This is a genomic window from Streptomyces aculeolatus, assembly GCF_020400605.1.
Taxonomy (GTDB): domain Bacteria; phylum Actinomycetota; class Actinomycetes; order Streptomycetales; family Streptomycetaceae; genus Streptomyces; species Streptomyces aculeolatus.
The window spans coordinates 96,179-118,490 of sequence record NZ_JAINRD010000002.1; the positions used below are offsets into that span (position 1 = coordinate 96,179).

Consider the following 22,312-nt stretch of genomic DNA (forward strand, 5'->3'; position numbering starts at 1 on the left):
CCGCGCTCCCGTTCTCCGGGCGGGAGCGCGGACGCGTACTCACCCGTGCCGGGTGGCCGGGGTGCCGGGCGGGAACCTGTCCCACACCCGGTGCCGCGTCAGCAGCTCGGCGATGTCGCCGAGCACCGCCTGCGGGTCGTCGGCGACCACGACCCCGGGCGCGTCCGGCGGGCAGCCGGCCGCGTCGAGCGCCCGGGTGCTGTCCGCCCAGCCGCCGAGCGGCTTGGCGTGCCGGTACGCCTCGGCGAGGAGCTGGGCCAGCCGCGGGTCGGTGTCCGGGCCCGCCGGGTCCTGCCCGGCCTTGGCGTCCCGGGCGCCGTAGGCGTCGTCGCCGCGCCGCGGGGTGCCCGCCAGCAGCACCGCGTCGAACTCGACGGACCGGGCGTTGGCGAACGTCCGCTGCACCTCGACGGGCTCGCCGCCGCCCGTCAGCCGGCCGGCGCGCGGCGCGACCACCAGCGGCACCATGCCGGCGTCGAGAGCCGCGGCACGCACCGCCCGTACGGAGTCCAGATCGGTGCTCTCGTCCGCGACCACGCCGACGACGCGGCCCGTCACCGGCCAGCGGCGGCCGATCTGGGCGAGCGCCGGGGAGGGCCTCACCTTCGCCGGCGGCGCGGCCGGCTCGGGTGCGGGCAGCCCGAGTCCGGCGGCGACCTGGGCGCAGAGCTCCGGGTCGACCTCCGCGAGGACGCGCAGGTTGCGCTCCCGGATGGCTTCCTCGGCGCACTTGCTCAACTCGAAGGTGTACGCGCCGATCACGTGCTCCCGCTCCGGTGGCGTGAGGCTGAGCCAGAACCGCCGGGCGTGGCTGGTGTGGTCGGCGAACGACGCGGGCGCCTCGCGCACCTTCGCGCCCGCGACCGGCAGCGGTACCTCCACGTACCCCCGGTCCGTGGCGGCCTGGAACGGGCAGCCGCCGTCGAGGGAGTTGGGGCGGTAGGGCGCGATGCCGGAGTGCACGGCGGTCTGGTGCACGGCGTCGCGCTGCATGTCGTTCACCGGCGCGTGCGTGCGGTTGACCGGCAGCTGCGCGAAGTTGGGCCCGCCCAGCCGGCTGATCTGGGTGTCGAGGTACGAGAAGAGCCGGCCGGCCAGCAGCGGGTCGTCGGTGATGTCGATGCCGGGGACCAGGTGCCCGGGGTGGAAGGCGACCTGCTCGGTCTCGGCGAAGTAGTTCACCGGGTTGGCGGTCAGCCGCATCAGCCCGACGGGCTGCACGGGCGCCAGCTCCTCCGGCACGATCTTGGTCGGGTCGAGCAGGTCGATGCCCTCGAAGGTCTGCTCGGGGGTGTCGGGGAAGGTCTGGATGCCCAGTTCCCATTCGGGGTACGCGCCGGCCTCGATGGCGTCGGCCAGGTCGCGGCGGTGGAAGTCGGGGTCCATGCCGCCGAGGAGCTGGGCCTCCTCCCACAGCAGGGAGTGCACGCCGGCCTTCGGCTTCCAGTGCCACTTCACCAGCGTGGTGCCGCCGTCCGCGGCGACCAGCCGGAAGGTGTGGATGCCGAAGCCCTCCATCATCCGGTACGACCGCGGGATGCCGCGGTCGGACATGTTCCAGATGGTGTGGTGGGTGGCCTCCGTGTGCAGGGAGACGAAGTCCCAGAAGGTGTCGTGGGCGCTCTGCGCCTGCGGGATCTCCCGGTCGGGGTGCGGCTTGCCGGCGTGGATGACGTCCGGGAACTTGATGGCGTCCTGGATGAAGAAGACCGGGATGTTGTTGCCGACGAGGTCGAACGTCCCCTCGGGGGTGTAGAACTTCGTCGCGAAGCCGCGGGTGTCGCGCACGGTGTCGGCGGAGCCGCGGGAGCCGAGGACGGTGGAGAACCGTACGAAGACGGGGGTCTCGGCGCCCTCGGCGAGGAAGGCGGCCTTGGACACCGGGGTGGCGGTGCCGTAGCCGCGGAAGACGCCGTGGGCCGCGGCCCCCCGCGCGTGGACGACCCGCTCGGGGATGCGCTCGTGGTCGAAGTGCGTGATCTTCTCACGCAGGTGGTGGTCCTGGAGCAGGACGGGCCCGCGCGGCCCGGCCTTGAGCGAGTGGTCGCTGTCCGGCAGCCGCAGGCCCTGGGCGGTGGTGAGGTACGCGCCCGTCTGCGCCCGCACCGCGGGGTCCGCGGCGACGGGGTCGCCGGTGGGCGAGTACATCTCGGGACCGGCCTGGTCGGGGGCGGGCGGGAGGGGCTCGCGGGGCGTCGTCGGCTCGTCGTCGTTCGTGGACGGCATCGCTGTTCCTCGTTCCTGTCGGACCTCGGGCACCGCCCGGGGTAGCCCCCGTATCGCGGCTCCAAACGCCGTCAGGTCCAGACTTCCATGATTTGTACGAGTCCATCCCGATCGGTTCCCCCGGCAGAGGCACGTGAGGCGTCCGGTCGTGCGATGTGCCGCGGCGGCGTAATCTGAAGACGTCGTCGGGCGCATCCCCGTTTGCGCCGCCCGGTGGCGGGCAGGCGGACATACGTGCTTCGGACCAGAGGCACGCCGCGGGAGTCATCGGCTTCGCAGCCGTCCGCGCTCCGGCCGCCCGGCGGTCCGGAGCGTCGTCGTTTCCGGCCCGGCCGCCCCTGACGCGGCGCGGCGCCGCCGCCGTCCTCCCGCGAGAACTGAACGTTTGCAACTCGCCCGAGGGAGGCCCCCGTGGCGTACATCCGGGCAAGGACCAGGAAACACCCCCACGACGACGCACCCGACACCTCCGCGGAGTTCCGCCGGCTCGCCGGCATGCCGGAAGGGCCGGAGAAGAAGGCGCTGCGACAGGAGGTCGTACGCGCCTGGATGCCGATGGCCGAGCGGCTCGCCCGCCGGTTCAGGAACCGCGGCGAGGCGCTGGAGGACCTGGAGCAGGTCGCACACCTCGGCCTGGTCAAGGCCGTCGGACGCTACGACCCGGAGCGCGGCAACGCCTTCGAGAGCTTCGCCGTGCCGACGATCGTCGGCGAGCTGAAGCGGCACTTCCGCGACCACATGTGGGGCGTGCACGTGCCCCGCCGGGTCCAGGAGCTGCGCAACCGCGTCCGCAGCGCGAGCATGGCGCTGGCCACGACCGCCGACGACCGCTTCCCGCCGACCGCGGACCTCGCCGAGGAGGCCGGGCTGACCGAGGACGAGGTACGCACGGGCCTCCAGGCCCTGGAGAGCTACGCCACCCTCTCCCTCGACGCCACCCTGACCGACACCGGCGACGGCTACTCGCTCGCCGACACCGTCGCCAGCACCGAACCCGGCTTCGACCAGGCCGTCGACCGCGAAGCCGCCCGGCCCCACCTGAGCAGCCTGCCGGAACGCGAACGCGAGATCCTCTACCTGCGCTTCTTCTGCGACATGACGCAGAGCAGCATCGCCGAGCACCTCGGCATCTCGCAGATGCACGTCTCCCGTCTGATCAGCAACACCTGCGCACGCGTCTGCGAACGCGTGCAGGCCGACCGGGCCGCGGCCGCGTAGGACCGGCGGCAGCGCCCCGTCGCTCCCGGCACCGTACTGGAGGCCGGCCACAGGCCGGGGTCCCCAGGAGTGTGTGCCGCATCCGATGGCGCGGGGGCGGTTCGTGCCTAGCGTGCGGGACCAGGCGCCCGTCGCGGGGAAGGATGCCGGGCCGGGTGCCCGGCCATCCCCCCCCCACGACGGGAGAACCCCATGGCGGTTCGTGACCGCACCCGTGCTCGTCCCCGGGCCGTGCTGTGCGCGCTGCTGGCGCCGCTCGCCCTGGTCGCCGCGATGCTCGCGGCGCCCGCGCCGGCGAGCGCCTCGTCGGCCGGCCTCACGCCGGTCACCGGCTTCGGCTCCAACCCCGGCAACCTCGGCATGTACGCCTACGTCCCCGACGGCCTGCCCGCCGGTGCGCCGCTCGTGCTCGCGCTGCACGGGTGCACGCAGAGCGCGAGCGACTACCACGGCCACTCCGGCTGGGCCGAGCTGGCCGACGCACACGGCTTCGCCGTGGTCTACCCGCAGACCACCGGCGCGAACAACGCCAACTCCTGCTTCAACTGGTTCCAGTCGGGCGACACCGCGCGCGGCCGGGGCGAGGCGCTGTCCGTCAAGCAGATGGCCGACCACGCCGCCGCGCTCTACGGCACGGACCCCGAGCGCGTCTTCGTCACCGGCCTCTCGGCCGGCGGCGCCATGACCGCGGAGCTGCTGGCCGCGTACCCCGACGTCTTCGCCGGCGGTTCCGTCGCCGCGGGGGTACCGGCCGGCTGCGCGCGCAGCCTCGTCGACGCCTACATGTGCATGTACGTCCAGTCCGGGAAGACGCCGCGGCAGTGGGGCGACCTGGCGCGCGCCGCCTCCGGCGGCTGGGGCGGGCCGTGGCCGCGGGTCGCCGTCTGGCACGGCACGGCCGACACCACGGTGGTGCCGGCGAACGCAGCCGAGTCACGTGATCAGTGGACCGACGTCCACGGCACGGGGCAGACGCCCGCGGAGACGACGACGCTGCCGGGCGGCACGACGCGGGCCTCGTACGAGGACGCGACCGGCCGCTCCGTGGTGGAGACGTACACGGTCTCCGGCATGGGCCACGGCCTGCCCGTCGACCCGGGTACGGCGTCCGGGCAGTGCGGCACCGCGGGCACGTACTACCCGGACCGCCTCTGCGCCGGCCACTACACCGCGCAGTTCTGGGGCCTGCTGTGACACCGGCGCCCCGACGGGCCCGGCCGCCGGCCGGGCCCGTCACCCCGGCGCAGCGGGCGGGGAGAGCATGGCGTGCACCTTCACCGCCAGGTGCGCCTGGAGCCCGTGGTCGCCGTGCCGCCACTGCGGGCCCAGCAGGGCGGTGATGCGGTCGATGCGCTGGTAGAGGGTGTTGACGTGGACGTAGAGCTCGGCGGCGGTGCGGGTGAGGTTGGCGTCGCAGGCGAAGTACGTCGTCATGGTGCGGGCCAGGTCGCCGCCGCGGCGCTCGTCGTAGTCGAGCACCGGGCCGAGGGTGCGGCGGACGAAGCGGCGCAGCTCCTCGCGGCCGGTCTGGTGGAACAGCAGGCCGTAGACGCCGAGTTCGTCGGGTGAGGCGCCCTCGCCGTCGCGGTCCAGGGCGAGCAGCACGTCCAGGCAGCGCACCGCGTCCGGGTGGGCCTCGACGATGGTCTCCAGCCCGGCGGACGCGGCCGCGGCGCCGACGGTGACCGCCGTGTCCAGGGTGCGCCCCAGGTGCTCGGCCAGCGCGCGGGCCTGCCCGCCGGGGTCCGCGTCGCCGGACAGCAGGACCACGACGTCGCCGTGGTGCTCGCCGGCCAGCCCGCCGTGGCGGGCCGCGTACGGTGCCGCGGCGTCCGCGATGCGCCGGCGGGACGCGCCGTTGCGGGAGCGGGCGGTGAGCACGGTGTGCGGGCGGCCGTGGGCGATGCCCATCAGAGCGGCCCGGCGGCGCAGCCCCTCGGGGTCGCGGTGGGGCGACGACAGCAGGTCGTCGAGGAACTCGCCGCGCAGCCGGTGCTCCGCCTCGGCCACGGTCCGCTCCCCGAGCAGCAGCAGCGCGGTGACCATCGCCGCCCGCTCCAGCAGCCGCACGTCGTCGGCGCCGATGCGGCGGCAGAGCAGCAGCAGCACGCCCTGCACCTCGCCGCCCGCGACCACGGGGGTGGCGCAGGCGGCGGACCCGCCGCCGGCCGCCGGCACGCGGCGCGTCCTGCGCGCGTCGGTGCTGAGCACGCGTGCCTCGCGTACGGCACGCGCCGCCGGACAGGAGTCGGGCAGCGCGCCCTCGGCGCGGGCCTGTTCGACGACCGGGTCGGTGCCGGCCGCCGCCATGGTGCGCCCGCGCGGGTCGAGGACCAGCAGACCACCGCCGAGCACCTCCGCGAGGGTGTCGGCGACGTCCGCGAGGCCGCCGCCGTCCAGGACGATCCTGGTCAGCCGCTCGTGCAGGGCCGCGGCCCGCTCGATGGACTCGCTGTGCGCCTGGATGACCGCGTTGGCCTCGGTGAGTTCCTCGACGGTGCGGCGCACGTCCTGGAAGAGGGTGGCGTTCTCGATGGCGATGGCCGCGTGGTTGGCGAGGGAGACCAGCAGCGCCACCTCGGCCGGCGAGAAGGGGCGGGCGCGGCGGTTGGCGGCGAAGAGCACGCCGATGACCCGGTCGCCCAGGGACAGCGGAACGCCCTGGATCGCGGTGACGCCCTCGCCGCCGACGGTGTCGTCGATGGTGTGGTCGAAGCGCGGGTCGTTGAGGTAGTCCGGGGTGTGGTACGGCACGCCCGTCTTGGCGACGAGGCCGCCGAGCCCCGCGCCCATCGCGAGCCGCACCTGCTTGAAGGCGTCGGTGCGGATGCCGTCGGTGACGCGCATGTACGTGTCGCCGCGGTCGTCGTCGTTGAGCATGAGGTACGCGGCGTCGGTGCCGATGAGCTGGCGGACGCGGCGGACGATCGCCTGCAGCACCGCCTCCAGGTCGCGCAGCGAGGACAGGTCGCCCGCCGTCTCGTACAGCGCGGCCAGCTCCGCCTCGCGGCGGCGGCGCTCCTCCAACTGCGCGCGTACCGCCAGCGCGTCGTCGACCAGCGGGCGCAGCGCCTCGGCGGTCTCACCCTGCGCGCCGGCGAGCAGTTCCTCGTAGTCCGCCCCGGAGGCGCCTTCGCGCAGCAGGCGCAGCAGGCGTTCGGCCGCCGGTCCGGCCGCCCCGCCTGCGGACCCCGCGCCGTGGGCGGTGCGGGGCGGGTCTGCGCCCATCGCGGCCTCCTGACTCACGGCTCCTTGACCAGAGAGCGCTCCGGCCGGTCGCCGGCGGCGGGATCACGCACCGTACCGTTCCCGGACTCGGCGGACCGCATGCCCGCGCCGCCCCCGCGCCGCTGGAGCAGGTACGACACGGTGCCCCAGATGCCGCGGCGGAACAGCAGGACGACGAGGATGAACAGGCTGCCGGTGACGATCCCTACCTCGTCGAACCCGGACGTGGACAGCCAGTCCTCCAGCCGCACGACGGCCGCGGCCCCCAGCAGGCTGCCCCACAGGGTGCCGATGCCGCCGAGCACCGTCATGACGACGACCTTGCCCGACGTCGTCCAGTACACCTCCTGCAGCGAGGCGAACCCGTGGTTGACGGCGTACAGCCCGCCCGCGAGCCCGGAGAGGAACGCGGAGGCGGTGAAGACGACCACCTTGTAGCGGTCGACGGAGTAGCCGAGCGCCCGGGCGCGCGCCGGGTTGTCCCGGATCGCGGCGACGACGCGGCCGAACGGCGAGTGCACGATGCGCCAGGCGGCGGCCAGCCCGGCCAGGACCAGCGGCAGCGCCGCGTAGTAGTAGACGAAGGAGTCCGACAGGTCGAGGCCCGGCAGTTCGCGCGGGATGCCCTGCAGCCCGTTCTCGCCGCCGGTGAGGTCCCCCCACTGGTTGGCGATGAAGTAGATCATCTGCGCGAAGGCCAGGGTGACCATGGCGAAGTAGATGCCGCTGCGGCGTACCGCGAGCAGGCCGATCGGCACGGCGACCACCGCGGCGGCCACCGCGCCGCCCGCGACCGCGAGCGGGAAGGGCACGCCGGCGTGGATGGCGACGAGCCCGGTGGCGTACGCCGAGGTGCCCCAGAACGCGGCGTGGCCGAACGACAGCAGCCCGGCGTGCCCCAGCAGCAGGTCGAACGCGACCGCGAACAGGCCCCAGCAGAGGATGTCGGCGGCCACCGGCGGATACAGGACCCACGGCAGTCCGAGGACGGCCACCAGGCCGGCGGCCAGCAGCCCCCAGCGCAGCCACGCGGGCCTGGCGCCGAGGCGGTCGAGCAGGGCGAGGATCATAGGGCGTGCTCCTCCTTGCCGAAGAGTCCGGCCGGCCGGACCAGCAGCACCACGGCCATCAGCACGAAGACCGACGTCTGCGAGAGGACGGGGACGTAGAGGTTGCCGAGGGCCTGGAGCATGCCGATGGCGAAGCCCGCGACCACGGCGCCGGGGATGGAGCCGAGCCCGCCGATGACCACGACCGCGAAGACCGCGATGATCAGGTCCGCGCCCATGCCCGAGTTGACCGCGCGCATCGGCGCGGCGAGCACCCCGGCCAGCGCGGCGAGCGCGACGCCGAAGCCGAACACGGGCGTGACCCAGCGGCCGGTGTCGATGCCCAGCGCACGCGTCAGCTCGGGCCGTTCGGTCGCGGCGCGCACCACCGTGCCCGTGCGGGTGCGGGTCAGCAGGAGCCACACGGCGAGGCAGACGACGGCCGCGGCGCCCAGGACGAAGACCTGGTACGCGGGGTAGTCGAAGAGCCCGAGGTCGACGGAGCCGGGGAAGGGGCCCTCGTCGTACGGTCGGGACTGGGCCCCGTACTTCATGCGCAGCAGGTCCTGGCAGACCAGCGCGATGCCGAAGGTGAGCAGGAAGTTGTAGAGCGGGTCGAGGGCGGCGAGGCGGTGGATGAAGAGCCGCTCCAGCACCATGCCGGCCAGCGCCGCGGTCAGCGGCACCAGCAGCAGCGCCCACCAGAACCCGAGTCCGGCGGTGTCCTGGAGGACCACCGCGCCGAACGCGCCGAGCATGTAGATGGCGCCGTGCGCGAAGTTGACGACGTGGAGCATGCCGAAGATGACGGCGAGGCCGAGGGCGAGCAGCGCGTAGAAGCCGCCGGAGACCAGGCCGTTGAACGCCTGTTGCAGGAAGGAGGTCATGGTGGTTCCGTCCGTCCGCCGCAGCCCGGGCGGGGTCCGCGGGCTGCGGCCGCTGGTCGCCGGTCAGGACATCGAGCAGTCGGGTGAGGGGGGTCCGAACGCCTCGTCGGCGGGGATGGTCTCCACCTTCTCGGTGAAGTCGCCTTCGGTCTCGCTGTCCGCGGGGTCCTTGACCCGGGCCAGGTAGGCGTCGTGCACGACCCGGTGGTCGGCCGCGCGCACCTCGGCGTTGCGGGCGAAGAAGTCGTCGAACTCCATGCCCTCCAGCTCCTTGTTGACCTCCTCCGGGTCGTCTGTTCCGGCGCGCTGCACGGCCTCCAGGTAGTGCGTGGCGGCCGAGTAGTTGGCGGCGTGGTCGAAGGTCGGCCACGTGCCCGATTCCTTCCGGAACCGCTCGGCCCACGCCCGCGACTCCTCGTCGACGTTCCAGAACCAGGCGGAGGTGAACATCGTCCCGGCGAGCTTGTCCTGCCCGATGGCCTTGATGTCGGTGTCGAACATCAGGCCGATGGCGAGCTGGATGCCCTTCTCCTTGAGCTTGAACTGCTGGTACTGCTTCACGACGTTGACCAGGTCGCCGCCCGCCTGCAGCGTGCCGAGCACGGCGGGCGCGGGCTTCTTCGCGGACGCCTTGAGCAGGAACGTGGAGAAGTTGTCGTTCGGGAACGGCGTCGGGTCCTTGCCCACCACCTCGCCGCCGGCCTCCTCGATGGCGGAGCTGAACTCCTTCTCCATGTCCTGGCCGAAGGCGTAGTCGGGGTAGATGAGGTACCAGCTCTCGCCGCCCTGCTTGGTCACCTCGGTCCCGGTGCCGTTGGCCAGCATGTAAGTGTCGTACGCCCAGGCGTAGGTGTACGGGTTGCAGGACTCGCCGGTCAGCTCCGTGGTGGCGGCGCCGATGTTGAAGTACAGCTTCTTCGACTGCTCCGCGACGTTCCCCACGGCGAGCGCCGCGGAGGACGTCGGCACGTCGAAGACGGCGTCGGCCTTCTCGCGCTCGTACATGTTCCGCGCCTGGGTGTTGGCGACGTCGGGCTTGTTCTGGTGGTCCGCCGAGATGACGTCGATGTCGTCGGTGACCGCGTCGTCGCCGTGCTTCTTCTCGAAGTCGGCGACGGCCATCTCCACCGCCGTGACCGCGTCCTCGCCGGCCAGCTCCGCGTACACGCCGGAGAGGTCGGTGAGCACCCCCAGCGTGACCCCGTCGTCGCTGATCTTCCCGCCGCCGGAGCCCGGTCCGCCGCCGCCGCACCCTGCCAGCAGCGATCCCGCGACCACCGTGGCCGTGGCGACCGCGGCTTTCGACCATGTGTGTCCCATGCTTCCTCCTTGAAGTGGTCGACGTGGCCGATACGGCCCTTGCGATGGCCGGTCTACAGGCCCAGGTAGCCGAGGAGTTCGTGCTCGCGCTCCCGCACGTCGTCGTTGGCCAGCGACTCGGCGATCCGGCCGCGGTCCAGCAGGTAGTGGCGGTCGGCGACGGTGGTGGCGAAGCGCAGGTTCTGCTCCACCAGCAGCACCGCCGTCCCGTGCCGCTTGGCCTCGCGCAGGATCTCGCCGATGCGCTCGACGACGATCGGCGCCAGGCCCTCGGTCGGCTCGTCGCACAGCAGCACCCGCGCGCCGGTGCGCAGGACCCGGGCGAGGGCCAGCATCTGCTGCTCGCCGCCGGAGAGCTTGCCGCCGGGGCTGCGCCGGCGTTCTGCGAGCACCGGGAACTCCTCGTAGACCCGCGCCAGCGGCCAGGGCGAAGCCCCCTTCGCCGGGGCCAGCGTGAGGTTCTCCTCCACGCTCAGCCCCGCGTAGATGCCCCGGTCGTCGGGGACGTACCCGAGGCCGCGGCGGGCCCTGCGGTGGGGCGGCACGGCGCTGAGGTCCCGGCCGTCCAGGAGGACGGTTCCGGAGGCGCGCCGGTGCAGGCCCATCACGCAGCGCAGGAGCGTCGTCTTCCCCGCCCCGTTGCGGCCCACGAGGGTCACGACCTCGCCCGCCCCGACCTCCAGGGACACCTCGCGCAGCACCTCGGCCTCGTCGTAGTGGGCGGTCACGCCCCGCACCTCAAGCAACGCCGGCCCCCAGGTACGCCTCGACGACCCGCGGGTCGGTGCGGACGGTGCGGTACGGGCCCTCGACGAGCACCCGGCCGCGCTGGAGCACCGTGACGGTGTTCGCGAGCGAGCCGACGACGCTCATGTTGTGCTCGACCAGCACCACGGTGCGGCCGGCGCGGATGCGGTCCACCAGCGCGACCGTGCGGTCCACGTCCTCCAGGCCCATGCCGGCCGTCGGCTCGTCGAGCAGCAGCACCCGGGGGTCGAGGGCGAGGGCGAGCGCCAGTTCCAGCGCGCGCTTCTGCCCGTACGGCAGGCTGCCCGCCGGCGCCTCGGCCCGCTCGGCCAGGCCCACCTGGTCCAGCAGCTCCAGCGCCCGGCCGGTGAACCGCGCCAGCAGCCGGTCGGAACGCCAGAACCTGCGGCCCAGGTCGGTGCCGGCCTGCAGCGCGAGTTCCAGGTGGGCGCGCGCCGTCACCGCCGGGAAGAGGCTGGTGACCTGGAAGGAGCGCGCCACACCGAGGCGCGCCACCTTCTCGGGCGGCAGCCCGGTGACGTCCTGCCCCGCCACTTCGATCCGCCCCGCCGACGCCGGCAGGAAGCCCGTCAGCAGGTTGAACAGCGTGGTCTTCCCGGCGCCGTTGGGGCCGACCAGGGCGTGGACGGTGCCCTCGGCGACGGCCAGGTCCACCTCGTCGACGGCGCGGAAGCCGCCGAACGTCTTGGTCAGGCCGTGGGTGGACAGGATGGCGCGCGGGAGTGCGGCGGTGCCGCCGCTCGTCGTACTCGTCGTGCTCGTCATGCCGACCTCGGATGCCGCGGGATGGGTGGCCGACAGGGCGTCGGCGTCGGGGAGAACGTAGAAGCGGACGGCAGTCGCGACTACAGAGAACATCTCCACAAGAAGGCGGTGCGGAGTGTGGGATTCATCCGTGGTCCGGGTCCTGGGCCCCGGTCAACATGTCCGCCATGGCGATGATGGACGTCCCGCTCAACAGCTGGCTGCTCTTCGACCACGGCCCGCGCTACTTCCACGACACCGAGGTCGTCACCCGCCTCCCGGACGGCAGCGAGCACCGGTACACCTACGCGGACTTCGGCCGCCGCGCGCAGCAGCTCATGCACGCGCTCGACGCGCTGGCGCTGCCACCGGGCGCCAGGGTGGCCACCCTGGCCTGGAACGGCTACCGGCACCTGGAGGCGTACTGGGCGGTCCCCTGCACCGGGCGGGTGCTCCACACCCTGAACGTGCGGCTGTCCGCGGACGAACTCGCCTACGTCGTCCGGCACGCGGAGGACCGGGCCGTCCTCGTGGACGCGGACCTGCTGCCGCTGCTGGAGGAGGTGGCGGAGCGCGGCGGCCTCGCGGGCGTGGAGCACGTCGTGGTCCTCGGCGACCGGGTGCCGCCCGGCACCGCGCTGCCGGGCGCCGTCGCCTACGAGGAGCTCATCGCCGACCGGCCCGTGACGTACGAGCCGCGGGAGATCGACGAGCGGGCGCCGCTCGGCCTGTGCTACACCTCCGGCACCACCGGCCGGCCCAAGGGCGTGGTCTACACGCACCGTTCGACGATGCTGCACGCCGTCGCGGGCTCCTCCCGGGCCGCGATGTCGATCGGCCCGGGCGATGCGGTGCTGCCCGTGGTGCCGATGTTCCACGCCAACGCCTGGGGGCTGCCCTACACCGCCACCCCGTACGGCGCCAAGCAGGTGTTCTACGCCGGGCCGCTGGACGCGGCCGCGCTGGTCGACCTGATGGCCGCCGAGCGCGTCACCGTCGCGGCCGGCGTGCCGACCGTGTGGATGGCGGTGGCGGACGCCATCGCCGCCCGCGGCGGCGGACTGCCGGACGTGCGGCACCTGCTGTGCGGCGGGGCACGGCCGGCGCGGGCGCTCATCGACCGCTACCGCACCGAGTTCGGCATCCCGCTGGTGCAGATCTGGGGAATGACGGAGACGTCACCGCTGGCCAGCTTCGCCTGGCCGAAGGAGCACATGCGCGGCTGGGACGAGGAACGGCTCGCGGACACCGTCCGCGGCATGGCGGGACTGCCCCTGCCCGGGGTGCAGACGCAGATCCGGGACGGCGACGGGCACCCGCTGCCGTGGGACGGCGCGTCGATGGGGGAGCTGCTGGTACGCGGCCCCTGGGTGGCCGGCGCGTACCTCGGCGGCGAGGGCGACGAGCAGTTCACGGAGGACGGCTGGTTCGCCACGGGCGACATCGCGACCGGCTCGCCCGACGGCTACTTCGTCATCACCGACCGCGCCAAGGACCTCGTCAAGTCGGGCGGGGAGTGGATCTCCTCGGTCGACATGGAGTCGGCGGTGATGGCGATGGACGCGGTCGCCGAGGCGGCGGTGGTGGCGGTGCCGGACGAGAAGTGGTCGGAACGGCCGCTGGTGTGCGTGGCCCCGCGCCCCGGCGCGACGGTGACCCTGGAGGAGGTACGCGCGCACCTGGAGCGGAGCGGCTTCGCGCGCTGGCAACTGCCGGACCGCGTGGAACTGGTGGACGCGGTGCCCCGCACCGGCACGGGCAAGTTCGACAAGAAGGCCCTGCGCGCCCGCTTCGAATCCTGACCCCCCGCCGCGGAGGCCGCCGGGGGTCTTGTGGCGGACCTAGGACCACCGCCCGATGGGCGGCCGGGGGGCCGCTGCCTAGGCTGCGTGACACCGCCGTTCCCCGGCGACCGCACCGCTCAGGAGGCAGCACGTGCCGGCCGACGCCACCGCTCACGTACGCATCGCCCGCCCCTCCCGCGACCTCGCGGCGGCGGAGCGCTTCTGGCACTCGGGCCTCGGCCTCGACGTCCAGTACCGGCACGAGGCGGACGGTACCCCCGGCGACCACTCGCTCCTCATGGTCGGCTGGCCGGAAGCCGCCTGGCACCTGGAACTCGTCCACGACCCCGCCGCCCCCGTCGCCCCGCGGCCCACCGCCGAGGACCTGCTGGTCGTCTACCTCGGCGAACCGGTCCCCGACTCCCTGGTGGGACGGCTCGAACAGCACGGCGGGAAGCGGGTACCGGCGCACAACCCGTACTGGGACACCTGGGGCGTAACCCTCCAGGACCCCGACGGCTACCTACTGGTGCTCTCCACCCGCCACTGGCCCGGCAAAAACCGCAGCTAGCCACCGGAAGCGCGAGTACGGTCAGCCACCCTCCCGCCGTGACGGACAGCGATGGAGCGTCGGCAGGGATGTTTACGTAACCATCGCAGGTTCGCACCACCGAAGCGAGGGCGTCAAGCGCGGGGAAGCGACTTTCCGGCGGGATTCAGCGGGTGAACCGGGGCATCCCGGACGTGCGGGGCCCGGGATGCGTCACGCGGGCGGCGGCGCCGTGCTGGCCCGCACCACGAGTGTCGGCTCCACCGCGAGGCGCCGCGGGCTGCTGCCGCGGTGCTCGATCTGCTCCAGCAGCAGGGTCACGCAGTGCCGGCCCACCACGTCGAAGTCCTGGTGGACCGTGGTCAGCGGCGGCTCGAAGAACGAGGCTTCCGGGATGTCGTCGAAGCCCGCCACGCTGATGTCGTCCGGCACCGACCGCCCCGCCTCGTTCATGGCGCGCAGGACGCCCAGCGCCATCTGGTCGTTCGCGGCGAACACCGCCGTGACGTCGGGGATCTGCACCAGGGTCCGCCCGGCGAGGTAGCCGGACCTGGCGGTCCAGTCCCCCCACAGTGCGGGAGCCACCGGGGCGCCGGCCGCGACGAGCGTCCGCTCCCAGGCCTCGGCGCGCCGCCGGGCGGCGAAGGAGTCGGGCGGCCCGCTGACGTGGTGGACGCTGCGGTGGCCCAGCTCCAGCAGGTGGTTGACCACGCTCTGGGTGCCGCGGGCCTGGGCGAAGTCGACGGTCGCGTACTCGTGTCCGGTGTCGCCGTCGGCGACGACCACCGGCATCGTGGACGGCAGGTGCAGCGACGGGGTGTCGAGGACCCGCGACTCGACCAGCACGATGCCGTCGACGGACTGGAGCATGAGGTGCTGGAACGCCTGCCGCACCGCGGCTTCGGTCTGCGCCCTGATGCCCATGAAGTTGACGGAGAAGCCCGCCTCCCGCGCCGCGTCGGCGATGGCGCCGAGCGTACGGGCGTTGCCGTGCGCGCCCACGTCGAAGCTGACCACGCCGATCGCCCCGAACTTGCCCGTGACCAGCGCGCGCGCCGCGGCATTGGGGCGGTAGCCCAGCTCCTGCATCGAGGCCAGCACCTTCGCGCGCGTCGTCTCGTCGACGTTGTCGTGGTTGTTGGCCACGCGCGAGACGGTCTGCGAGGACACCCCGGCGTGCGCCGCGACCTCCGCCATGGACGGCCATTTGCGGGGCGGGCGTGAGCGGGGTGTCCTCGTGACCTTGTCCGCCACCTTCGACCGCTCCTTCCCCGAAGCCTCGGGAGCGCGCCCGCGGCGCGCCCCACCCTCGTGAATGTTGACGCAAACAAGGTTCGCGGTCAAAAACGGCGACTGCCGCTGTCCGGATCCTTGACATGCTCGCACCCCCGCCGCAAACTTCCGGCTACGCCATGTTTACGAAAACATTTCGTGATCATGACGCTCGCCACGGCCTCACGACCGACCCCCCACCAGGCCATTCACCGCTCCGGACACCCGGCGCGGTCCGCCGCGCTGCCCGACAGCGCGCCCTGGTCCGACGCAACCCCACGAGGTATCGCGCCATGCGACGCACACTCTCCGGGACGGCGGCACTCCTCTGCGCCGTCGTCATATCCCTGATCCCCGGTGCCGGCAGCGCTCACGCCGAACCGGTGACCATCGACAACGCCACCCAGTTCACCGATCCGGCCGGCGACCCCGTGCACGCCCACGGCGGCGGCGTGGTCAAGGTGGACGGGTACTACTACTGGTTCGGCGAGAACCGGAACACCGACAACACCTTCCGCTACGTCTCCGCCTACCGCTCCACCGACCTCAAGAACTGGGAGTTCCGCAACCACGTCCTGACCGAGCAGTCCGACCCGGAGCTCGACCGGGCCAACATCGAGCGCCCCAAGGTCGTGTACAACAGCGCCACCAAGCAGTTCGTCATGTGGATGCACAAGGAGAACGGCTCCGACTACGGGGAGGCGCGCGCCGCCGTCGCCGTCTCGTCCACGGTGGACGGCGACTACACCTGGCGCGGCAGCTTCCGGCCCCTGGGCCACATGTCCCGGGACATCACCACCTTCGTCGACACCGACGGCACCGGCTACATGATCTCCGCCGCCAACGAGAACGCCGACCTGCACGTCTACCGGCTGACTCCCAACTACACCAACGTCGAGGAGCAGGTCCAGAAACTGTGGTCCGGTCAGTGGCGGGAGGCTCCCGCGATGTTCAAGCGCGGCGACGTCTACTTCCTCCTGACCTCCGGGGCCACCGGCTGGTCCCCGAACCAGCAGAAGTACGCCACCGCCGGCAGCATCACCGGCACGTGGAGCGACCTGAAGGACGTCGGCGACGGCACGGCGTACCGCAGCCAGACCGCGTACGTCCTGCCGGTGCAGGGCACCGAGGGTACCGACTACCTCTACATGGGAGACCGCTGGGGCAACTCCATGGGCGGCATGGTCAACGACTCCCGGTACGTGTGGCTGCCGCTGACCTTCCCCACCAGCACCACCATGACCATGGACTACTCCCCGCAGCTCACCGTCGACACCGCGGCGGGCACCGTCAGGGGCATGGCAGGTCCCTGGGAGACGCTGACCGCGCGCAACAGCGGAAAGTGCGCCGACGTCGCGAACTTCGACATGGCGGACGACGTGCAGCTGATCCAGTGGGGCTGCGGCAACGGCGTGAACCAGCACTTCTGGTTCAAGGAACTGGATTCCGGCTACGTCCAGATCATGGCCCGGCACAGCGGCAAATGCCTCGACGTCGCCGGGGCTTCGACCGCGGACGGCGCGCTCGCCGTGCAGAACACCTGCGACGGCTCGTCCTCCCAGCAGTGGAAGGCGGAGGAGACCGACGTCTCCGGCCACGTCCGGCTCGTCGCCCGCCACAGCGGCAAGTGCCTCGACGTCGTCAACCAGTCGACGGCCGACGGCACGGCCCTCGAACAGTGGACCTGCAACGCGGGCGACAACCAGAAGTGGGCCCGCTCGCCGGCCTGACCGAGGCGGCTCCGGAGGGCGACTCGTCGGTCTCTGACCGAGTACGCCCCCGGGCGGCCCGGCTTCGCGGGGCATGAATCGTGTCAGCACGTATTGACGCGTGATTTCAAGCGCCATACGGTTCCGCTACATCCATGAATTGAAACGTTTCAATCAGCGATGGAGCCACGTATGAGACTTGGGAGAAGGAGACCCCGGCCCTGGCGCGCCGCCACCGTCCTGGCCGCGGTGCTCGCCTCGGTCGCCGCCCTCACCGCGCCGGCCGCCGGGACCACGGACGGGCAGGGGGCGTCCCGCGCTCCCGAGCGGCCCTCGGCGCCGACCGGGCTGCGGACGAACTCGCTGCCGGCCCCCGCGGACGTGGACGCCGCGGGGCCGGTCGAGTTCGGCTGGCAGTCGGCGCTGCGCAGGCAGGGCGCGTACAAGATCGAGGTGACGCGCGCCGGTGCGGACCGCCCGGTGTGGGCGACCGGCAAGGTCGACTCGGCGCAGTCGTCGGCGGTGCGCTACGCCGGGCCCGCGCTCCGGACGGGCGAGCGGTACGAGTGGCGCGTGCAGGTCTGGGACGAGGACCGCCGGCCCTCCGGGTGGTCCGGGCCCGCCTCGTTCGGCACCGGTCCCGGTGCCGACTGGGGCGGTTCCGCGCCCGTGTGGCCCCGCCCGCCGGCCGGTGAGAAGTGGACCGACTACCGCGTCGACGTGACGATCACCGTCACCCGTACCGCGCTCGGCGTGCGCTTCCGGTCGCCCGACGCGAAGAACGGCTACATGTGGCAGTTCCGGGCCGCCGGCGCCGCCAACCCCAACACCCTGGTGCCGCACGTCCAGACGAACGGCCGCTTCAGCGCCGGCGACCCGGTGCCGCTCGGTGCCGAACTGCGGCCCGGCACCGAGCACCGGGTCGGCATCGAAGCCGTCGGCTCCACCCTCACCACCACCCTCGACGGCCGCGTCGTGGACCGCCGCACCGACACCGCCCACGCCGAGGGCGTCATCGGCTTCCGCAACGGCGGCAGCGAGTCGGGCGTCGTGGACGACGTCCGCGTCACCGACCTGACCGGCTCCGGCGACGGTGCCGAGCTGTACCGCAACGACTTCGACGACCCCGCGGCGGGCTTCCCGTGCGGGACCGTGGCGGACGGGGCGCTCAGCCTCGGGACCGGCGTCGACTGCCTCAACGCCAACCTCGCCAACGACTGGGCGCTGTTCCGGAACGACTTCTCGCTCGCGCCGGGGAAGAAGGTCGCCTGGGCCACCGTCTTCGCCACCGGCTCCGCGTTCTCCAGTGCCAAGCAGTACGTGTACAAGATGTACCTGGACGGGGAGTTCGTCGGGCTGGGCCCCACGAGCCCGACCGGCGACGAGGTCCGCTACGACGGCTTCGACCTCACGGACCGGCTCCGCGAACGCGGCCCGCACACGCTCTCCGCGATCGCCTACGCCTCCGAGGACCGGCGCTTCCAGGCCCACGTGATCGTGCGCTACACCGACGGCACCACCCAGACCCTCGGCACCGGGGCCGACTGGCAGGCCCGTACCGGAAACGACATCTGGACCTCGACGGACAGCATCGGCACGAACTACTGGTACGCGCCCCAGGAGGACGTCGCCATGGCCGCGTTCCCGGACGGGTTCGACAAGCCGGGCTACACCGGCCCCGGCTGGGCCGCACCCGAGGTCAAGGAGCCGTTCCGGAAGCTCGCCCCCACGCCGTTCGCGAAGGTCGAGGAGCAGACGCACGCCCCCGCGGAGATCGTCGACCTCGGCGGCGGGGACTACTTCGTCGACTTCGGCCGCACCTGGATGGGCGGCGTCCGGCTCACCCTCGACGGCCGGCAGGGACAGCAGGTACGGCTGCGGTTCGGCGAGGAGTTGGAGGCTCCGCACACCGCCCGCCACCGGATGCGTACCGGCAACACGTACGAGGACGTCCTCACCCTCCGGGACGGCCGGCAGACCGCCGGCACCTGGGGCATGCGCGTCTTCCGCTACCTGAACATCGTCGACTCGCCCGTCCCGATCACGAAGGAGAACCTGGGCGCGCTCGCCATGGTCTACCCCTTCGACCGGGACGCGGCGGAGCTGACCTCCTCCGACCCCGGCCTCGTCAAGGTCTGGCAGTTCACCAAGGACACCATCGAGACCGCCAACCAGAACTTCTTCACCGACTCCTGGACCCGCGAGCGCACCAACTACGAGGCCGACGCCTACATCCAGCTCCTCGCCAACCTCCACCTCACCGAGGACCCGACGCTCAGCCAGTACTCCATGGACTACTTCGAGGAGAACCGCACCTGGCCGACCGAATGGCCGATGTACGTGATCAGCGCCGTGTACGACACCTGGCAGCGCACGGGATCCACCGCCCAGATCGAGCGCGCCTACGACACGCTCAAGCCCAAGCTGCTCGACGAGGACTACGACCCGGCCACCGGCACCATCGTCCAGCGCGACGCCATCGTCGACTGGCCCGACAGCCAGCGCGACGGCTACCGGTTCACCGACCAGAACACCGTCCTCAACGCCCTCGCGTACAGCAACTACCGGCAGATGGAGACCATCGCCCGCGAACTCGGCCACGCCCAGGACGCCGCGGACTTCCGGGCGAAGGCCCGGACGATCCGCGACGCCCTGAACACCAGGTTCTACGACGCGGAGCAGGGCGCCTACGACGACGGGCTGGACAAGGACGGCGTCCCGACCGGTCACCGCGCCGTGCACGCGAGCGTCTTCCCCGCCGCCTTCGGAGTCCCCGCCGACGCCGGCCGGCGCGGCGCCGTAGCGGACTACATCGCCTCCCGTGGCATGGCGTGCAGCGTCTACTGCTCCGGGTTCCTGCTGGAGGCCCTGTACGACGCCGACCACGGTCAGGACGCGCTCGACCTGCTGACCTCCACCGGCACGAACGGCTGGCTGCACATGCTCGACATCGGCGCCGGCGCCACCGGCGAAGCCTGGGACCCCGGCCAGAAGCCCAACATGACCTGGTCGCACCCCTGGGCGACGGCTCCCGCCTACGTCATCCCGCGCGACATGTACGGCATCGAGCCCACCTCGCCGGGCTACGCGACCTTCCGGGTCCGGCCCCAGACCGGCGACCAGCGGTTCGGCTCCGTCACGCTGCCCACGGTCAAGGGCACGATCGGGGTCTCCTTCCACCGCTCCGGCGGCCGGCAGGATCTCGGCGTCCGCGTACCCGGCAACACGACCGGGACCGTCGGGGTGCTCGCACCCGAGGGCCACGGGGGAGCGGTGGTGTTCGTCGACGGCAGGCCGGTCCGGGGCGAACGCGACGGCGACCGCATCACCGTGCGGGTGGGCGCCGGCTGCCACGTCCTCAGCACCTCGTGGACGGCGAGCGTGGGCGGTGACGAGCGCCTGACGGGCATCTGCCGCAAGGGGGACTGAGGCGCGCGCTGCTGCGCGGGAGCCGGCGGCCAGGGCCGGCTCCCGCGCAGGGCTCACCCGTTGTTGCTGCGGCCCACGTAGACGTTGCGGGCGCGGTAGTACGTGTCGCCGGACGGTCCCGACGACCCGGACGAGCCTTCCATCTGCAGGTTGAGGATGAGGTGCATCGGGGACCCGGCGAAGTTCGAGCCGCGGTGCTGCCCGACCCAGGTGCCGTCGAGGTAGTAGTGGATGTCGACGTCGGTGCCGTTCACCTTGGCGATCCAGGCCCGGTACTCGTGCCAGGCCCCGGGGTCCGAGACCGGGACGACGGTGTTCTCCCAGCCGCCGTCGTAGGTGTTGAACCAGTTGCGGGCGTCGCCCTTGTACTCCAGGATGTCGCTCTCCGGCGGCCAGCTGTCGGCGCCGGTCAGCCAGAACGCGGGCCAGGTGCCGCCCGCGGACGGCGCCTGGAACTCGCCCTTGACCTCCCATTGCGGGTACTGGTCGGTCACCGTCAGCCGCATCTTCGAGTGGATCGCCCCGGAGTGGTAGCGGATCGGCAGGTAGGGGTCGGAGCTGCTGTTGCCCTCGTCCCAGCCGATGCGCGACGCCTTGAGTACGAGGACGCCGGACTCCAGGTAGGCGTGGTTGTGGTCGGAGGGGCTCGCGTACATCCGGGCGGTGCCGTTGTGGTCGGAGCCCCACGGATAGCGGTAGTTCCAGGCGGACTCCAGCGCGCCGTAGTCGGCGAAGGTGCCGGTGCCGATCACGGTCTCCCACGCGCGCGGGGCGGCGGGTCGGGCCACGGCGGGAGGGCCGGCGGCGGCCAGGCCGGCGCCGCCGGCGAGCACGGCGCCGGAGGAGAGCAGGAACGTGCGGCGGTCGAGCGGCATGGGGGTACCTCTCTTGCGGGTTCCGGACAGGTCTTGTCGTACGCGGCGCGGAGGTGCGGGGTGCCATGGTGATGTTTACGTAAACACTTGGCGGGGAGGAGTGTGCTCGCTCATCGGATGCCCGTCAAGCCCCGCCGATCCGGGCGCCGTCGGCCTGCCGGCCTCGTAAGGATCTGCACGACTCTTGACGCCCGTGATGGCGGAGTGTAGACATCTGCCATGCGCTGTTTACGTAAACATTGCAAGCGGGGCTCTTTTTTCGGGCCCGAAATGTTTACGTAAACAATCATGCTGTGGCGGCCGTCCGGCGCCACGGAGAAAGGGACCGCCATGGCCACGCCGCAATCGGTGTACGCGGGACGCACTGCTTCACCCCCGGCACGCCGAGCGCGGCGCTCGTGGACCGGCTGGGGTTTCATCGGCCCGTTCACGCTCGTCTTCGCCCTGGTCTTCCTCGCCCCCATCGCCTACTCGGTCCACCTCAGCCTCTTCCAGGACCGGCTGGTCGGCGGCACGACGTTCGTCGGCCTCGACAACTACGAGCAGGCGCTCCGGGACTCCGAGTTCTGGGCCGGCCTCGGACGGGTGTCGCTCTTCCTGGCCGTGCAGGTGCCCGTCATGCTCTTCCTCGCCCTGCTCATGGCGCTCGCGCTCGACAGCGGCCGGCTGTACGGCAAGGGCTTCTTCCGCGTCACGATCTTCCTGCCGTACGCGGTGCCCGCCGTCGTCGCCACCCTCATGTGGGGCTTCATGTACGGCACCCGCTTCGGCCTGCTGGGCGACGTCAACGAGGCGCTGGGCACCTCGCTGCCCGACCCGCTCTCCCCGGACCTCGTACTCGCCTCCATCGGCACCATCGTCACCTGGGAGTTCGTGGGCTACAACATGCTGATCTTCTACGCCGCGCTGCGCGTGATCCCGCACTCCCTCTACGAGGCCGCGGAGATCGACGGCGCCGGCCAGTTGCGCGTCATCACCGCCATCAAGCTCCCCGCCATCCGCGGCGCGCTGGTCATCGCCACCATCTTCTCGATCATCGGCAGCTTCCAGCTCTTCAACGAGCCGAGCATCCTGCAGAGCCTCGCGCCGAACGCGATCACCACCTCGTACACCCCCAACCTCTACACCTACGCGCTGTCCTTCTCCGGGCAGCAGCACAACTACGCCGCCACGGTCGCCATCGTCATGGGCCTGGTCACGATGGTCATCGCCTACGTCGTCCAGCTCCGCGGCATGCGAAAGGCAGCGTGACG

The 22,312-nt window shown here is 72.3% G+C and carries 16 protein-coding genes; 7 read left to right on the top strand and 9 right to left on the bottom strand.

The window, feature by feature from the left end:
* Nucleotides 1–39: 39 nt before the first annotated feature.
* Nucleotides 40–2,226: a catalase gene (locus tag LG396_RS04705; RefSeq protein ID WP_225793705.1), complete on the bottom strand. Its 2,187-nt coding sequence runs from the start codon at nt 2,224–2,226 to the stop codon at nt 40–42.
* Nucleotides 2,227–2,637: 411 nt separating this feature from the next.
* Between LG396_RS04705 and LG396_RS04710 the strand changes: the two genes are divergently transcribed.
* Nucleotides 2,638–3,444 (top strand): SigB/SigF/SigG family RNA polymerase sigma factor, encoded by an 807-nt coding sequence (locus tag LG396_RS04710; RefSeq protein WP_225793706.1) that lies wholly within the window; start codon nt 2,638–2,640, stop codon nt 3,442–3,444.
* Between the two features lie 192 nt (nt 3,445–3,636).
* Nucleotides 3,637–4,638 carry an extracellular catalytic domain type 1 short-chain-length polyhydroxyalkanoate depolymerase gene (locus LG396_RS04715; protein ID WP_225793707.1) on the top strand — a complete coding sequence of 334 codons (1,002 nt, stop codon included), beginning with the start codon at nt 3,637–3,639 and terminating at the stop codon, nt 4,636–4,638.
* Between the two features lie 39 nt (nt 4,639–4,677).
* On the opposite strand, the gene LG396_RS04720 is transcribed toward LG396_RS04715, so the two are convergent.
* The 6 genes from LG396_RS04720 to LG396_RS04745 all read right to left on the bottom strand — a co-directional run bounded on the left by LG396_RS04720 (nt 4,678) and on the right by LG396_RS04745 (nt 11,554).
* Nucleotides 4,678–6,690: a helix-turn-helix domain-containing protein gene (locus tag LG396_RS04720; protein ID WP_225793708.1), complete on the bottom strand. Its 2,013-nt coding sequence runs from the start codon at nt 6,688–6,690 to the stop codon at nt 4,678–4,680.
* The gene (locus tag LG396_RS04725) at nt 6,687–7,742 is read right to left on the bottom strand and encodes a branched-chain amino acid ABC transporter permease (RefSeq protein WP_100301059.1); all 1,056 of its coding nucleotides are present in this window, start codon (nt 7,740–7,742) and stop codon (nt 6,687–6,689) included. Before LG396_RS04725 ends, LG396_RS04720 begins: the two co-directional genes overlap by 4 nt.
* Nucleotides 7,739–8,608, bottom strand: a complete 870-nt coding sequence (locus LG396_RS04730) for a branched-chain amino acid ABC transporter permease (protein ID WP_225793709.1) — start codon at nt 8,606–8,608, stop codon at nt 7,739–7,741. Before LG396_RS04730 ends, LG396_RS04725 begins: the two co-directional genes overlap by 4 nt.
* A gap of 63 nt (nt 8,609–8,671) precedes the next feature.
* A complete protein-coding gene (locus LG396_RS04735; RefSeq protein ID WP_225793710.1) occupies nt 8,672–9,928 on the bottom strand; it encodes an ABC transporter substrate-binding protein in 1,257 nt (418 codons plus the stop codon).
* A 53-nt stretch (nt 9,929–9,981) separates the two neighbouring features.
* A complete protein-coding gene (locus tag LG396_RS04740) occupies nt 9,982–10,656 on the bottom strand; it encodes an ABC transporter ATP-binding protein (protein ID WP_225793711.1) in 675 nt (224 codons plus the stop codon).
* Nucleotides 10,657–10,666: 10 nt separating this feature from the next.
* Entirely contained in the window at nt 10,667–11,554 is an 888-nt protein-coding gene (locus LG396_RS04745; protein WP_225793712.1) for an ABC transporter ATP-binding protein, read from the bottom strand.
* Nucleotides 11,555–11,628: 74 nt separating this feature from the next.
* On the opposite strand from LG396_RS04745, the gene LG396_RS04750 reads away from it, so the two are divergent.
* Together LG396_RS04750 and LG396_RS04755 are read left to right on the top strand one after the other, a co-directional pair.
* The gene (locus LG396_RS04750; RefSeq protein WP_225793713.1) at nt 11,629–13,242 is read left to right on the top strand and encodes a long-chain fatty acid--CoA ligase; all 1,614 of its coding nucleotides are present in this window, start codon (nt 11,629–11,631) and stop codon (nt 13,240–13,242) included.
* 133 nt (nt 13,243–13,375) lie between these two features.
* The gene (locus LG396_RS04755; RefSeq protein ID WP_225793714.1) at nt 13,376–13,795 is read left to right on the top strand and encodes a VOC family protein; all 420 of its coding nucleotides are present in this window, start codon (nt 13,376–13,378) and stop codon (nt 13,793–13,795) included.
* A gap of 192 nt (nt 13,796–13,987) precedes the next feature.
* Here the strand turns inward: LG396_RS04755 and LG396_RS04760 are convergent, their stop codons facing one another.
* Nucleotides 13,988–14,971, bottom strand: coding sequence for a LacI family DNA-binding transcriptional regulator (locus LG396_RS04760; RefSeq protein WP_018837985.1), 984 nt, complete (start codon nt 14,969–14,971; stop codon nt 13,988–13,990).
* Between the two features lie 368 nt (nt 14,972–15,339).
* Here LG396_RS04760 and LG396_RS04765 point away from each other — a divergent pair, with 368 nt between their 5' ends.
* The gene (locus LG396_RS04765) at nt 15,340–16,776 is read left to right on the top strand and encodes an RICIN domain-containing protein (protein WP_225793715.1); all 1,437 of its coding nucleotides are present in this window, start codon (nt 15,340–15,342) and stop codon (nt 16,774–16,776) included.
* Between the two features lie 171 nt (nt 16,777–16,947).
* Nucleotides 16,948–20,184, top strand: coding sequence for a family 78 glycoside hydrolase catalytic domain (locus LG396_RS04770; RefSeq protein ID WP_225793716.1), 3,237 nt, complete (start codon nt 16,948–16,950; stop codon nt 20,182–20,184).
* 53 nt (nt 20,185–20,237) lie between these two features.
* Here the strand turns inward: LG396_RS04770 and LG396_RS04775 are convergent, their stop codons facing one another.
* Nucleotides 20,238–21,059, bottom strand: coding sequence for a glycoside hydrolase family 16 protein (locus LG396_RS04775; RefSeq protein ID WP_225793717.1), 822 nt, complete (start codon nt 21,057–21,059; stop codon nt 20,238–20,240).
* A 330-nt stretch (nt 21,060–21,389) separates the two neighbouring features.
* Here LG396_RS04775 and LG396_RS04780 point away from each other — a divergent pair, with 330 nt between their 5' ends.
* Nucleotides 21,390–22,310, top strand: coding sequence for a carbohydrate ABC transporter permease (locus tag LG396_RS04780; protein ID WP_225793718.1), 921 nt, complete (start codon nt 21,390–21,392; stop codon nt 22,308–22,310).
* The last annotated feature ends 2 nt before the right edge of the window (nt 22,311–22,312 follow it).